The 13,954-nt window shown below is 74.1% G+C and carries 13 protein-coding genes; 8 read left to right on the top strand and 5 right to left on the bottom strand.

The genetic code is table 11. The features are described 5' to 3' along the window. The first annotated feature begins 47 nt into the window (after positions 1–47). The 5 genes from ACZ4VL_RS09020 (at position 48) to ACZ4VL_RS09000 (ending at position 4,688) form a co-directional block, all read left to right on the top strand. Positions 48–1,025: an NADPH:quinone oxidoreductase family protein gene (locus ACZ4VL_RS09020; protein WP_468197535.1), complete on the top strand. Its 978-nt coding sequence runs from the start codon at positions 48–50 to the stop codon at positions 1,023–1,025. Next, complete coding sequence (locus tag ACZ4VL_RS09015) at positions 1,022–2,209, top strand: acyl-CoA dehydrogenase family protein (RefSeq protein ID WP_468197533.1); 1,188 nt, start codon at positions 1,022–1,024, stop codon at positions 2,207–2,209. Before ACZ4VL_RS09020 ends, ACZ4VL_RS09015 begins: the two co-directional genes overlap by 4 nt. Beyond that, positions 2,206–3,336 (top strand): acyl-CoA dehydrogenase family protein, encoded by a 1,131-nt coding sequence (locus ACZ4VL_RS09010; protein ID WP_468197531.1) that lies wholly within the window; start codon positions 2,206–2,208, stop codon positions 3,334–3,336. Before ACZ4VL_RS09015 ends, ACZ4VL_RS09010 begins: the two co-directional genes overlap by 4 nt. Before the next feature lie 91 nt (positions 3,337–3,427). Then, on the top strand, positions 3,428–3,799 hold the full coding sequence (locus ACZ4VL_RS09005; protein ID WP_468197530.1) for a tyrosinase family oxidase copper chaperone: 372 nt from the start codon (positions 3,428–3,430) through the stop codon (positions 3,797–3,799). A gap of 25 nt (positions 3,800–3,824) precedes the next feature. Next, positions 3,825–4,688, top strand: coding sequence for a tyrosinase family protein (locus ACZ4VL_RS09000; protein ID WP_468197527.1), 864 nt, complete (start codon positions 3,825–3,827; stop codon positions 4,686–4,688). A 132-nt stretch (positions 4,689–4,820) separates the two neighbouring features. Here the strand turns inward: ACZ4VL_RS09000 and ACZ4VL_RS08995 are convergent, their stop codons facing one another. Together ACZ4VL_RS08995 and ACZ4VL_RS08990 are read right to left on the bottom strand one after the other, a co-directional pair. Beyond that, the gene (locus ACZ4VL_RS08995; protein ID WP_468197525.1) at positions 4,821–5,102 is read right to left on the bottom strand and encodes a chaplin; all 282 of its coding nucleotides are present in this window, start codon (positions 5,100–5,102) and stop codon (positions 4,821–4,823) included. 79 nt (positions 5,103–5,181) lie between these two features. Next, positions 5,182–5,574: a hypothetical protein gene (locus ACZ4VL_RS08990; protein ID WP_468197523.1), complete on the bottom strand. Its 393-nt coding sequence runs from the start codon at positions 5,572–5,574 to the stop codon at positions 5,182–5,184. Positions 5,575–5,713: 139 nt separating this feature from the next. Between ACZ4VL_RS08990 and ACZ4VL_RS08985 the strand changes: the two genes are divergently transcribed. Beyond that, a complete protein-coding gene (locus ACZ4VL_RS08985) occupies positions 5,714–7,192 on the top strand; it encodes a carboxylesterase/lipase family protein (RefSeq protein ID WP_468197520.1) in 1,479 nt (492 codons plus the stop codon). Here ACZ4VL_RS08985 and ACZ4VL_RS08980 read toward each other — a convergent pair. Both ACZ4VL_RS08980 and ACZ4VL_RS08975 read right to left on the bottom strand, forming a co-directional pair. After that, positions 7,170–8,393 (bottom strand): alpha/beta hydrolase, encoded by a 1,224-nt coding sequence (locus ACZ4VL_RS08980; protein ID WP_468197518.1) that lies wholly within the window; start codon positions 8,391–8,393, stop codon positions 7,170–7,172. The two genes, ACZ4VL_RS08985 and ACZ4VL_RS08980, sit on opposite strands and share 23 nt — an antisense overlap. Positions 8,394–8,735: 342 nt before the next feature. Beyond that, positions 8,736–9,422 (bottom strand): GNAT family N-acetyltransferase, encoded by a 687-nt coding sequence (locus ACZ4VL_RS08975; protein ID WP_361085594.1) that lies wholly within the window; start codon positions 9,420–9,422, stop codon positions 8,736–8,738. A gap of 441 nt (positions 9,423–9,863) precedes the next feature. Between ACZ4VL_RS08975 and ACZ4VL_RS08970 the strand changes: the two genes are divergently transcribed. Both ACZ4VL_RS08970 and ACZ4VL_RS08965 read left to right on the top strand, forming a co-directional pair. Further along, a complete protein-coding gene (locus ACZ4VL_RS08970; protein WP_468197516.1) occupies positions 9,864–11,159 on the top strand; it encodes an MFS transporter in 1,296 nt (431 codons plus the stop codon). A gap of 13 nt (positions 11,160–11,172) precedes the next feature. Further along, on the top strand, positions 11,173–11,865 hold the full coding sequence (locus ACZ4VL_RS08965; protein WP_468197515.1) for a (2Fe-2S)-binding protein: 693 nt from the start codon (positions 11,173–11,175) through the stop codon (positions 11,863–11,865). Positions 11,866–11,987: 122 nt separating this feature from the next. On the opposite strand, the gene ACZ4VL_RS08960 is transcribed toward ACZ4VL_RS08965, so the two are convergent. Next, positions 11,988–13,784, bottom strand: a complete 1,797-nt coding sequence (locus ACZ4VL_RS08960) for a S8 family peptidase (RefSeq protein WP_468197514.1) — start codon at positions 13,782–13,784, stop codon at positions 11,988–11,990. Positions 13,785–13,954 lie beyond the last annotated feature (170 nt).

Genomic DNA, 13,954 nt, shown 5'->3' with positions numbered 1-13,954 from the left:
AGTATGCGCGCGGAGCGTGGTTCCCCGACGGCGGCTGGAGGCCCCGGATGCAGGCATGGCGAGTTCACACCACCGGCGAACCCCGCGAGGCCATGCGCCTCGAAGAGGTTCCGGAACCCGTGCCCGGCGAGGGAGAGGTGCGGCTGCGGGTCCTCGCCGCGAACGTCAACTTCCCCGACGCCCTCCTCGTCCGCGGCCAGTACCAGATCCGCCCGCCGCTGCCCTTCACCCCCGGCGTCGAGGTGTGCGGCGAGACCGAGGACGGCCGCCGCGTCATCGCCAACCCCAGCCTGCCGCACGGCGGCTTCGCCGAGTACGTCACCGCCCCCGCCCGGGCCCTGCTGCCCGCCCCGGAGAGCCTCGACGACGCCGAGGCCGCCGCCCTGCACATCGGCTACCAGACCGGCTGGTTCGGCCTGCACCGCCGGGCACGCCTCCAGCCGGGCGAGACCCTGCTGGTGCACGCCGCCGCCGGCGGGGTCGGCAGCGCCGCCGTGCAGCTCGGCAAGGCCGCCGGAGCCACCGTCATCGGCGTCGTCGGCGGCGGGGCCAAGGCCCGCACCGCCGAGCGGCTCGGCTGCGACCTCGTCGTCGACCGCACCGCCGAGGACGTCGTCGCCCGGGTGAAGGAGTTCACCGGCGGCCGCGGCGCCGACGTCGTCTACGACCCCGTCGGCGGCGACGCCTACGCCGCCTCCGCCAAGTGCGTGGCCTTCGAGGGCCGCATCGTCGTCGTCGGCTTCGCCGGCGGCACCGTCCCCGCCCCCGCCCTGAACCACGCGCTGGTCAAGAATTACTCCATCCTCGGACTGCACTGGGGGCTGTACGCCGCCAAGGACCCGGCCGCGGTCCTCGCCTGCCACACCGAACTCACCCGGCTCGCCGCTGAGGGCGCCGTCACCCCGCTGATCAGCGAACGGGTCCCGCTCGCCGGGGCCGCCGACGCCGTACAGCGCCTCGCCGACGGCACCACCACCGGCCGGCTGGTCGTCGTACCGGGCACGGACGGAGGTCCCCGCCGGTGACCACCGCCGAGGAACTGGCCGGGCGGGTCCGGGAGCTGCTCGCCGCGCACCCTCCCTCCAGCACCGACCGCACCGCCTTCCTGCGGGCCCGCTTCGACGCCGGCCTCGCCTGGGTCCACTACCCCGAGGGGCTCGGCGGGCTCGGTGCGCCCCGTACCCTCCAGGCCGCCGTGGACGCGGCGCTCGGTGCGGCCGGAGCCCCCGACAACGACCCGCGGCGCATCGGCATCGGCCTCGGCATGGCCGCCCCGACGATCCTGGCGTACGGCACCGAGGAGCAGAAGCAGCGCTTCCTGCGCCCGCTGTGGGTGGGCGAGGAGGTCTGGTGCCAGCTCTTCAGCGAGCCCGGCGCCGGCTCCGACCTCGCCGCCCTCGGTACCCGGGCCGTCCTCGACGAGGCCGCGGGGGAGTGGGTGGTGGACGGCCAGAAGGTGTGGACCTCCAGCGCCCACACCGCCCGCTGGGCCATCCTGATCGCCCGCACCGACCCGGCCCTGCCCAAGCACCGGGGCACCACCTACTTCCTGTGCGACATGCACGCCCCCGGCGTCGAGGTCCGCCCGCTGCGCCAGATCACCGGCGAGGCCGAGTTCAACGAGGTGTTCCTCACCGGCGTCCGCATCCCCGACTCCCACCGGCTCGGCGCCGTCGGCCAGGGCTGGGAGGTCGCCCGCACCACCCTGATGAACGAGCGGGTCTCCATCGGCGGCATGCGGATCCCCCGCGAGGGCGGCATGATCGCCCCTGTCGCCGCCGCCTGGCGGGAACGGCCCGGCCTGCGCACCCCCGCCCTGCACCAGCGCCTGCTGCAGCTGTGGGTCGAGGCGGAGGTCGCCCGGCTCACCGCCGAGCGGCTGCGCCAGCAGCTGGCTGCCGGGCAGCCCGGCCCCGAGGGTTCCGGCATGAAGCACACCTTCGCCCGGCTCAACCAGGAGATCAGCGGCTTGGAGGTGGAACTCCTCGGCGAGGACGGCCTGGTGTACGAGGACTGGACGATGCGCCGGCCCGAGACCGTCGACTTCACCGGCCGCGACGCCGGCTACCGCTACCTGCGCGCCAAGGGCAACAGCATCGAGGGCGGCACCAGCGAGATCCTGCTGAACATCATCGCCGAACGCGTCCTCGGGCTGCCCGCCGAGCCGCGCGACGACAAGGACATCCCCTGGAAGGACCTCTCCCGATGACGACCTTCCCCCCGACGGCCCCCGCGGCCGAGCTCGACCTGCTCTACTCCGACACCGAGGAGGCCCTGCGCGCCGCCGTACGCGCCCTGCTCGCCGACCGCTGCGCCCCCGCCGACCTGCTCGCCCGCATCGAGACCGGCCGGCCCCACGACCCCGCCCTGTGGCACACCCTCGCCGCGGAGATCGGCACGGCCGGGCTGCTCGTCCCCGAGAAGCTCGGCGGCCAGGGCGCGGGCCACCGCGAGGCCGCCGTCGTCCTGGAGGAACTCGGCCGCGCCGTGGCCCCGGCCCCGTACCTGACCAGCGCGGTGCTCGCGACCGAGATCCTGCTCGGCTGCGACCCGGACGATGCGCTGCCGCTGCTGCGGGACCTGGCCGCCGGACGGCGGATCTGCGTACCTGCGCTGCCGCTGACCCTGGCTCCGGGGGCGCCGCTGCCGGCGCCCGTGCACGACACCGGGGGCGGCCTGCTGACCGGGCGGGCCACGACGGTGGCGGACGCGGCCGCCGCCGACGTGCTGCTGGTCCTCGCGGACACCGGGTTGTACGCGGTCGAGGCGGCCGCCGTCTCGCTCGCGCCGCTGGTTCCGCTGGACCTGACCCGGCCGCCGGCCCACGTCGTCCTGGACCGGGCGCCCGGCACCCGGCTCGCCGACCCGGGGACGGCCCGCGCGGCCGTGGCCGGAGCCCTGCTGTCGGGGGCGGGGCTGCTCGCCTCGGAGCAGGTCGGCATCGCCGAATGGTGCCTGGCGCAGACCGTGGCCCATCTGAGGACCCGCCACCAGTTCAACCGGCCCCTCGGCTCCTTCCAGGCCCTCAAGCACCGACTGGCCCGGCTCTGGCTGGACGTCGCCTCGGCGCGCGCCGCGGCCCGGGCGGCCGCCGACGCCCTCGCCACCGCCTCCCCGGACGCGCCGCTCACGGTGGCCGTCGCCCAGGCCCACTGCTCCGGGGTCGCGGTACGGGCGGCCGAGGAGTGCGTACAGCTGCACGGCGGCATCGGCATGACCTGGGAGCACCCGGCCCACCTCTATCTCAAGCGGGCCAAGGCCGACGCGCTGGCCCTCGGCACGGCCGGCCATCACCACGGCCTGGTCGCGGACTTCACCGAACTGCCCGCGCCCTGAGACCGCCGGTCATCCGGGCCGCCCAGGTGACCTCGCCCGCCGCGCCGCGTTAGACCCCGTAGCGCGAACCACCGAGCGAGGGAGAGAACGTATGCACACCGCATCCGCCTGGGCACGACCGACCCGCCGCGCTGTCCTGCGCACGGCCTTCACAGCGGCGGTGCTCGCCGGCACCGCCGCGACCCTGGCCCCCGTCCTGCGTGCCCGCCGGCCCCGGCAGACCCTCACCCCGGCCCCGCTGGCCGAGGAGACGGAGACGTACCGCGGCCGGCACATCGCGGTGACCGAGGCCGGGGTCAGCATCGACGGCCGGCCGCTGCACGTGATGCGGCGCGCCGACGGCAGCTACCTCAGCGGGGTCAACCACTTCCAGTCCTTCGCGACCCCGCTGGAGGTCGCCCGCGCCGCCGTGGACGAGCTCGGCACCACGCAGCTGGCCCTCGCCGCCCCGCAGCACGGCTGACGCACGGATCGCAAGGAGCTCCGCGGTGTACACCCGGCACAACCAGCGTGACCTGACCAGCGCCCAGAAGAGGCGGTTCACGGCGGCCGTCCTGCAGCTCAAACGGACCGGCGCCTACGACGACCTGGTGCGCACGCACGACCGGTACTTCGTGGCCGACCGGGACACCAAGCTGCGGGTGGGCCACATGTCCCCGTCGTTCTTCCCCTGGCACCGGCGCTACCTGCTGGAGTTCGAGCGGCTGCTCCAGGAGGTCGACCCGGGGGTGACCGTCCCGTACTGGGACTGGACCAGCGACAGCAGCCCGGCCTCCTCCCTGTGGGCCGAGGACTTCCTCGGCGGCACCGGCCGGGACGGCGACCGCCAGGTGCTGACCGGTCCGTTCGCCCACCGACAGGGCAACTGGGAGATCACGGTCGGCGCCTCCGAGGCCCGCTTCCTCACCCGCAACCTGGGCCGGCCGCAGAACCCCGTCACGCTGCCCACCCGGTCCGAGCTCCAATGGGCGCTCGACGACCCGGTGTACGACACCCCGCCGTGGAACTCCACGGCGCGCGACGGCGGGTTCCGCAACAAGCTGGAGGGCTGGGCCGCCCCGAAGAGCGAGCGCTGGCGCAACCACAACAAGGTCCACCAGTGGATCGGCGGCCACATGACCGGCGGGGCGGCCCCCAACGACCCGGCGTTCTGGCTGCACCACGCCTTCGTCGACCTGCTCTGGGACCGCTGGCAGCAGCAGCACCCCGACTCCGGCTACCTGCCCGCCGCCCCCCTGGAGCTCGGCGACCTCCAGCGCGGCCGGGTGATCTCCCTGGACGAGCCGATGCCGCCGTGGAACGTCACCCCGCGCGAGATGCTCGGCCACCGGGGCCTGTACCGCTACGAGTGAGCCCGCTCACCGGCCCCGGCGGCCTTCGGCCCGGGACGCGCACGGCCTGGGACGCGCACGGCGTACGGAAAGGCCCCCGCCGCACGGCGGGGGCCCTCGTCGTCAACGGCCGCGGCCGGGCGGGGACGGCGGTCAGTCGCCGTAGCTGCCCTCGGTGTGGTGCTCGGCGCCGCCCGAGGCGTTGATGCAGGTGTTGCCGAACGTGGGGTTCAGCAGGCCGATCACGTTCACGGAGTTGCCGCAGACGTTGACCGGGACGTGCACCGGGACCTGGACGACGTTGCCCGACAGGACACCGGGCGAGCCGATCGCCGCACCGTGCGCTCCGGCGTCGGCGACGGCCAGACCCGCACCGGCGGCCAGGGCGCTACCGGCGGCAGCGGTGACGGCGACTGCCTTCGCGATACGCGACATCGAGAATCTCCTCCTGAGGTGGGCGCCGCAAGGATCTGCGGCATGTGACATGGCGTACAACGCGGCGGGGGCCCGGGGGTCACGGCCGCTGGGCCTTCGTGGTGATCTCGAACCGGACGGACGCGAACCGCGGGGTGATCTGGCCGCCTGCACCGGGCCGGAGCACCGCGACCGCCCGGCCCGTGCAGCCCGGCCCCGACCAGAGCGTCGCGGTGGCGGGCGTGTCGTTGACCACCCCGCGGGCGCCGCCGCCCCGGGCCTCCTGGCAACCCTCCGGCGTGCTCACCCGGTCGATCCGGTCGCGCTCGTTCACGTACTGGAAGTCGCCGGAGCCCGCCCGGGCGGTCCCGACGGCCGCGAGCAGGAGCAGGGGCACCGCGCCGGCCAGGGCGAGCGGGCGGATCCGGCGGGGACGGCCGGTACGGACGGTACGGACGGTACGGACGGTACGGGGGATGTGCAGGGATGACATGCCGGTCCAACCCGGGCCGGCCCGGGCGGGGCACGCCCCGTCACCCGTGGGGCGCCTGTGCGAACGTGCGCGGCCTTTTGACGGCACACTGGGAGACCGTGCCGGACGTGCCGGACGCAATGGTTCCTCGGAGGACGCGATGAGCACAGCGGGCGTCGGCGGCCGGCCCCGGGCCAGGACCCGGTGCGGCGTGGTCGAGGGGCGGACCGGCCCCGGCGGGATCGCCGTCTTCCGCGGCGTGCCGTACGCCGCCCCGCCCGTCGGACCCCTGCAGTTCGCCGCCCCCGAGCCCCCGACCGGCTGGGACGGCGTCCGCGACGCCGGGGCGTACGGTCCCACCGCCCCCAAGGTGCCCTACCCGCCGCGGTTCGCCGTTCTGCTCGCCGACCCGGACATCCCCGGCGACGACTGCCTCAACCTCAACGTGTGGACCCCGGACCCGGACCCCGCCGCCCGACTGCCCGTCATGGTCTGGCTGCACGGCGGCGCGCTCACCCGCGGCTCCTCGGCCGTCCCCGTCTACGACGGCTCCGCCTTCGCCCGCGACGGGGTGGTCCTCGTCTCGGCCAACTACCGGCTGGGCGTCCTCGGGTACGGGCTGTTCCCCGACGCCCCCGCCAACCGGGGCCTGCTCGACCAGATCGCCGCCCTCGTCTGGGTGCAGGAGAACATCGAGGCCTTCGGCGGGGACCCCGCCCGCGTCACGGTGTTCGGCGAGTCCGCCGGTGCGATCAGCGCCGGCGCGCTGCTCGCGGCCCCGCGGGCCGCCGGGCTGTTCGCGCAGGCCGCCCTGCAGAGCGGCGCTCCCGAGGCGCTGCCGCGCGAGCGGGTCCGGGCCATGGTCCGGCGGATGGCCGCCCTGCTGAAGGTGCCCGCCACGGCCGAGGCCTTCGGTGCGCTCCCGCCGGCGGACCTGCTCGCCGCCCAGGGCGCCGCCTCGCGCCGCTCAGGCCCCCTGGCCGCCGGGCCCGCCTTCGGACTGGTCACCGACCCGGCGACGCTGCCCGGCGACCCCCTGCGGGAGGCCGCCGTCCGGGCCGCCGGCGTACCGCTGCTGCTCGGCTGGACCAGCGAGGAGTACCGGCTCTGGCTCGCCCCCACCGGAGCCATGCGCCTGCTCGACCGGCTCGGGCCGCTCGCCGTCGCCCTGGCCCGGGCACGCAGCGGCAAGGACCGCGCCGCGGTCCAGGCCCTGCGGGAGACGCTGCCCGGGGCGAGCCCGGCCGAGATCGTCGGCCAGCTGCTCACGGACCGGCTGCTGCGGGACCCGCTGCGCCGGCTCGCCGGCGCGCGGGCCGCGGACCCGGCGGCGGCGCCGAGCTTCCTGTACGAGTTCGCCTGGCCGTCCGGCATCCCGGGGCTGGGCGCCTGCCACGCCCTGGAGCTGGGCTTCGTCTTCGACACCCTTGGCGTGCCCGAGGGGGAGCGCCTGGCCGGGCCGGGCGCCCCGCAGGAGCTGGCCGACCGGATGCACGCGGCGTGGGTGCGCTTCGCCGTATCCGGCGACCCGGGCTGGGCTCCCTGGAACGGCGACGGCCCGCCGATGGTGTTCGGCGGGCCGGAGCATTCGCGGGCGGAGGAGCCCGTACCGGCGGTTACTCCACCGGGCCTTCCATGACCTTGCTGATGAACTGGATCGGGCCCTCGCCCATGCTGGGCACGTAGGTCTTGGCGTTGTGCTGGCCGCCCGGGATGACCCTCATGCTGGTGTGGACGGGTCCCTTGCCGTAGGTCGCGATCCACTTCTGCGCGTCGGGCAGGGTCTTCTTGTTGTTCTCGTTGTCGCCGACCTGGAAGGCGAGGTAGACCTCCGGGCCCTTCTTGTCGATGAGGGCCTTCGCGAGCGTCCCCGGGTCGTTCTCGGCCTTCTCCTTCTCGTGGCCCTTCCACAGCGGGGAGTCCGGCACGACGTCGGGGCCGGAGCAGATGGCGGCCTTGAACTTGTCCGGGTGCTTGAGCACGGCCTTCAGGCTCGCGAAGCCGCCGGTGGAGGAGCCCATGAAGGCCCAGCCGTCACGCGACTTGATGGTGCGGAAGTTCGCCTTCATCAGGTCCGGCACGTCCTCCGTGAGCCAGGTGCCCATCTTGGGCTGGCCGGGGATGTCGGAGCCGTCCCAGTAGATGCCCTTCTCGTCGCCGGACGGGTTGAGCACGGGCATGGCCAGCAGGAACGGCTTGCTCTTGCCCTCGGCGTACCACTTGCTGATGCTGGTCTGGAGGCCCAGGTCGGTGCCCATCCAGTAGTTGTTGGGGTAGCCGGCGCCGCCCGGCAGGGCGATCAGGACCGGGAAGCCGCTCTTGGCGAACTTCGGGTCGTTGTACTCCTTGGGCGCCCACACCCAGACCTTGCCCTTGAAGCCGGACTTCTTGCCGTCCAGCGTGGTGACGGCGACGTGGGTGCCGTCGTTCAGGGTCATCGAGTTCTTGAACTCGGCCGCCGGGCCGGTCGGCATGAGCGCCTTGGCGTTCGGGTTCTGCTTCGGCTCGGCCCCGCCCTTGGCGCCCGCGGCCGGCTTCCCGAAGGAGACCTCCTTGCCCTTGTCGGTGAAGGGGGGTATCTCGAAGTGCCACATCACGCCGGCGGCTATACCGGCGAGGGCGAGGAAGGAGACGACCGCGATCAGCCAGCGGCGGCCGCGCCGCGGACGCCGTACGTCCTCGGGCTCCTGCTCCTCGTAGTGCGGCTGCGGGGGCCCGTACGGGGGCTGGTGCTGCTGCTGGGGTTCGTACGGCTGTGCGTACGAGGTGCCGTAGGGCTGCTGACGGTACTGCCCTTCCGACCGGTACGGCTGGTGCTGTCCGTCGGGTGAGTACGACATGTGCGGTTGCTCTCCGGCTGGTGCTGCCCCATCGGGGGGTGGTCTCTTCCGTTCGAAGGATGAGCCTACGTGTTCCCCGGTTCCGCTTTTTTCCAGCTCTTGGGTTGCTCTGGGGCCGCACGTTGCCGAACACCTGACGGACCGACGGAGCTCCGCGCCCGCCCCGGCCGGGCCCCCGCGGGGGCCGCACGACCCCCGACAAATGATGCTCCTCATTCCGCTTCTGTCGCGGGGCGCCGACGGCCCCCGCCCCGGACCCCGCCCGGCGGATGCCGGGCGGACGTCGGGACGGGGGCCGCAGGACCAGGTGCGGGACCGGGCGCAGGGCCCGGTGCAGGACCGTTACGCCGGGACGAGCGTCTTGCGCCGGCGCTTGCGCGGAGCCCGGGCCGACATCTTCAGCTCGATGATCGACCGCACGGTCGGCCACTCCTCGTCGAGGATCGAGTAGAAGGCGGTGCTGCGCACGACCCCGTCCAGCCCCCGCGAATGGGCCCGGCGCACCCCCTCGGGGGTGAACCCGAGGCGCTCCATCGCGGCCCGCGAGCGGACGTTGCGGGCGTCGGCGCGCAGCGAGATCCGCCGCACCCCCCAGGTCTCGAAGGCATGGCGCAGCATGAGCAGCTTCGCCTCCGTGTTGATCCCGGTGCCCTGGGCGCTCGGGGACAGCCAGGTGTTCCCGATCTCGGCGGCATCGGGGATCGCCGTCAGCGGATCACCGAAAGGGACCCCGGGGACGGCGGGCCACACCAACGGCCCCTGCCAGTAGTCCAGCTCCAGGAACCGGGTGGAACCGACAACCAGGCCGTCCGCGGCTCTCACCACGGCGAACGGGAGCGACCGGCCCGCCGCCTGATCGGCGAGGGCGCGTTCGATGTACTCGTGGGACGCCTGGACCCCGTGGGGGACGGGGGTGAAGGCGTAGGTCGTACGATCCTCGGCCCCGGCCATGGCCAAGGCCTCGGCGTGGTGCGGGGCGAGGGGCTCCAGCCGCACGGTGCGGCCGGCGAGGAGTACGGGTACGGGCACGGAGCCTTCGGTCCTTCTGGGCGGTGGGGTGGTTGTACAGTCTGCGCTCCTGACGTCACCCCCCGCGCAAAACGTGGGTGAAAGGCAACGCGATGTCAGGTGAACGCGAGTGGCTCAATGTAGCCCGATAACGGGCTCGCATGAACCCCCAAAATGGCAACGGCGCGGCCATGTTTTTCGACGGCCCCCCGGACGGCCGCCCCGGAGATCGCCGAACACCGTTTTTATCACCTCTGACCTGCGAAGATGTCCGCGGGCCGGGTTGCCGCCGAACACCCGCCCGGCGCGCCCCCGCGGGCGGCCGTCAACCGGATGTTGCCGGACATCCCGCCGGGGGTGGCGGCAGCGGTCCGACGGACCTCCGCCGGCGCCGAAGTGGCCCGCTGGAAGGTGGGTCGATTGGACCACTCTCACGGGCCACTCCACTGATGGAATGAACGGGTGACGACACGGATACTCCCCGCGCCCGGAGCCCCCCGCCGGCTCGCCGCAGCCCAACTGGCCAACTCGGTCGGCGACGGCGCCTACTACGTCTGTTCGGCCCTCTACTTCACCCGCGTGGTCGGCCTCTCGCCCGCCCGGATCGGCCTCGGCCTCACCCTCGCCTGGGCCGTCGGCTCGGTCGCCGGCGTCCCGCTCGGGGCGCTCGCCGACCGGCGCGGCCCCCGCGGCACCTCCGTGCTGCTCGCCCTGGCCACCGCCGCCTGCGTCGCCTCGTTCCTCGTCGTCCGCTCGTACGGGGCCTTCCTGGCCGCCGTCACCTGCTACGCCACCGCCCAGTGCGGGCTCGCCGCAGCCCGCCAGGCCCTGCTCGCCGGAGTCGTCCCCGCCGAGCAGCGGACGGGCGTCCTGGCCCACCTCCAGGCCGTGCTCAACGCCGGCCTCGCCCTGGGCGCCGCTCTGGGCGGCCTCGCCCTCGGCGCCGGCACCGAGCGGGCCTTCCTGGCGGCGCTCGCCCTCGACGCCGTGACCTTCCTCGTCTGCGCCGGCTTCCTGCTCCGCCTGCCCCGGGTGGCGCACGCGCCGGGGCCGGTGGCGGGGGAACCGCGGCTGGAGGTGCTCCGGGACCGGCCCTACGCCCTGGTGACCCTGCTGAACGCGGTGCTGCTGCTGCGGATGCCGCTGCTCAGCCTGGCGATCCCGCTGTGGATCGTGGAGCGCACCAGCGCCCCCGGCTGGCTCGTCTCGGCGCTGTTCGTGCTCAACACGGTGGCCGTGATGCTGTTCCAGGTCCGGACGGCCCGGCCGGTGACCGACCTGGACGCGGCGAGCCGGGCGGTGCGGGTGTCCGGTCTGGTCATGGCCGCCTCCTGCGCGGTGTTCGCGCTCTCGGCGCTGCCCGGGGCCGGCTGGGCGGCCGCGGCGCTGCTCGTCGCGGGCGCGGTGCTCCAGGCGGACGGGGAGATGCGGCAGTCCGCCGGGTCCTGGCAGATCGGCTTCTCGCTGGCCCCCGCCGAGCGGATCGGCCAGTACCAGGGGTTCTTCGGAACCGGCGTGCCGATCGCCCGGACCCTCGGCCCCACCGTGCTCACCTCCCTGCTCCTGCTGTGGGGGATCCCCGGCTGGCTGCTGCTCGGCGCCGTGCTGATGGCCGCCTCGTACGCCATGGGTCCGGCGGTCCGCCGGGCGCGGGCCGGCCGGCCGGGGACCGGGCCGACCCGCGGCGGCGCGGCGGCGGGGGAGTCGGCGCCGCAGGGGGCCGGGGCGGGCGCCGTCGGCGACGCGTCCGCCGCCTGAGATCATCTTCGCCATGGACATGGACGACGTACTGCGCCGCCTGGCGGCCGTGGGGCCGTTCTTCGCCGTCCCGTACGGACCCGAGCCGCCCGGCGCCGGCTTCCGGCCCCTCACCGCGCTGTACGGGGACCACCTCGGGCCGTACGTGGCCGAGGTGGGCCGGCGGATCGGCAGCGGCCCCGGCCGGGTGGCGGCGTCGACCGCGCAGTTCGGGATCGCCTCGCGGCTGTGGTCCCTGGGCCTCGGCTGCGCCGCGCTGGGCGGGCGGGTGCCGGACCTGGCGCCCGACCGGGTGTGGTGGCGGCTGCCCGCCGCCGGATCGCTGGAGCTGTGGCTGCCCGCGCCCGGCGAGGGGGGCCGGCCGGCGGCGGAGCTCGGGGCGACCGTCCTCGGCAACCTGGAACCCCTCGGGGCGGGACTGCGGGAGCGGTACGGGGTGTCGCCGCAGGTGCTGCGCGGCAACGCCGCCTCCGGGCTGGTGGGCGCGCTGCGGGTGCTCCTCGACCGGGTGCCGGGCGGCGCGGCGGTCGGCCTGGCGGCCGGCCTGCTGGCCGAGGACGGGCCGCTCGGCGGGACCGGCACCTTCCTCCACGAAGAAGGGCTCGGGGTGGCCTTCGTACGGCGCAGCTGCTGCCTGTACTACAAGGTGCCCGGTGGTGGTCTGTGCGGGGACTGCGTGCTGCGGACCAGGCCCCGGTCCCGGTAGGCGCGGGCGGGGCGGGGTGGAGCGGGAACGGCGCAGGCCACCGGGGCGGATCGCCGCTCCCGATGGCCTGCGTACGTGCGTTCGTGCAGCCGTGCGTGGGGTCACGCGCGGGTCGTCCTGCCTCAGAAGGTGAGGTTCCAGGCGTCGATCCGGCCGGTGTCGCCGCCCGCGTTGTCGTTCACCCGGAGCTTCCACGTGCCGTTCGCCACCTCGGAGGAGGCGTTGAGCGTGTAGACCTGGTTGATGTTGTCGGTGCCGCCACCGGCGCGGTTGTGCAGCGTGTACACGGAGCCGTCCGGGGCGATGAGGTCCACCTTCAGGTCGCCGATGTAGGTGTGCACGATCTTCACGCCCACCTTGAGGGTGGCCGGCGCGTTGCCGGTGACGCCGCTGACGGTGATCGGGCTCTCCACGGTGGTGTTGTCGCCGATGGCGAAGTCACCGAGGTTCTCGAAGTACTTGCCGGGCGGCGGCGTGCTGCCGACGGCCTTCAGGGCGTCGACCTGGCCCTCGCCGAAGAACCCGTTGTTGGCGGTGGTGCCGGTGCAGCGGCCGTCCGCCGGGCAGGCGATGTCGTTGGCCTGGGTGGCCAGCTTCTCGCGGATCTGCGCCGGGGTGATGCCCGGGTTGGTGCTGGCGATCAGCGCGGCGACGCCCGTCACGTGCGGGGAGGCCATCGAGGTGCCGCTCATGGTGCTGTACTTGCCGCCGGGGACGGTGGAGTAGACGTTGCTGCCCGGGGCGGAGACGTCGATGATGCCGCGGCCGAAGTTGGAGAAGGAGGCCTTCGTGACGCCGTCGCCGTTGGCGGCGACCGTCACCACGCCCGGCAGCTCGGTCGGGATGTCCATGCAGGCGTTGGTGATGGTGCGGGTGACCGGCGTGGAGTCGTTCGGGCTGGCGCTGTCCGTCGTCTTGTTGGCGAGGTCGTAGTTCTCGTTGCCCGCCGCGGCGACCTGGAGCGAACCCTTGCCCTCGGCGTACGCCTGGGCGCGCCGGACGCCCTCGATGATGGCGGCCTGGTCGGCGTTGTCCGGGCAGTTGAACTGCCACGGGTCCGTGTAGTAGCTGTTGTTGGTGACCTTGAAGCCGTGGTCGCCGGCCCACACGAAGCCGCAGATGGTGTTCTCGGCGAAGAAGAGCGAGGTGTTCGGCTCGGCGATGCGGACCGAGGAGATCTTCACGCCCGGGGCCACGCCGACGACGCCCTTGCCGTTCTTGGCGGCCGCCACCGTACCGGCCACGTGCGTGCCGTGTTCGCCGACGTCCCGCCAGGCGCCGGCGCGGGTGTCGGGCTTGCCGTAGGCGCAGGAGACCGAGTCGGCGGCGTTGAAGTTCGGGGCCAGGTCCTGGTGCTGGTCGTCCACACCGGTGTCGAGGATGCCGACCTTGACCGCGGACGAGCCGGTGGTCACGGCCCAGGCCTGGTCGGCCTTGATCTGGCTCATGTCGGCGCGGACGGGCTCGCCGGCCGGGGTCGTCGACTGCGACGGGTTGGCGGGCAGCGCCGGGTTGTAGGCGTCGGCCGGGACGTCCGAGGTGCGGGTCGCGCCCACCTGCTGCACGCCGCTGACGCCGCGCAGGGCGGTCGCGAAGTCGGCGGAGGAGGAGTGGGCGACGATCACGCCGATGGCGTCGAACGTCGAGAAGACGGTGCCGCCGTTGGCGGTGATGGCCGAACGCACGGCCGAGTTGTCACCGGGGGCGGTGATCACGAGGTAGGCGCGGGTGCCGGCGGCCCAGGTCGCACTCTGGGAAGCCGACGCCGCAGCCGGAGCCTTGGCCGGGGCCTTGGCGGGGGCGGACGGCACCACGGGGGTGCCGGCGAACGCCGCCGGGGCCCCGAAGGCCAGGGCCGCGCCGAGCGACGCGGCCAGAACGAGGGTACGTCGGGGTCGGCTGGATATGTGGGGTATCAATGCGTCCTCCGATGACCCGGTGCGCGGATGGCAGTTACCGGGCCGTACGAAACGAGTGGTGGACGCAAGATGTCAGACGCGTGCCCCTCGGGGGAAGTACCTTTTAGCGCAGCCGAATTGAAGCTCGAATGGCTGAAAACGATCGGTGGAATCGGTAGAACCGCAGGCCG

The organism is Streptomyces sp. NPDC029014, from assembly GCF_055564695.1.
This window is presented reverse-complemented; position numbering and strand designations above follow the sequence as displayed.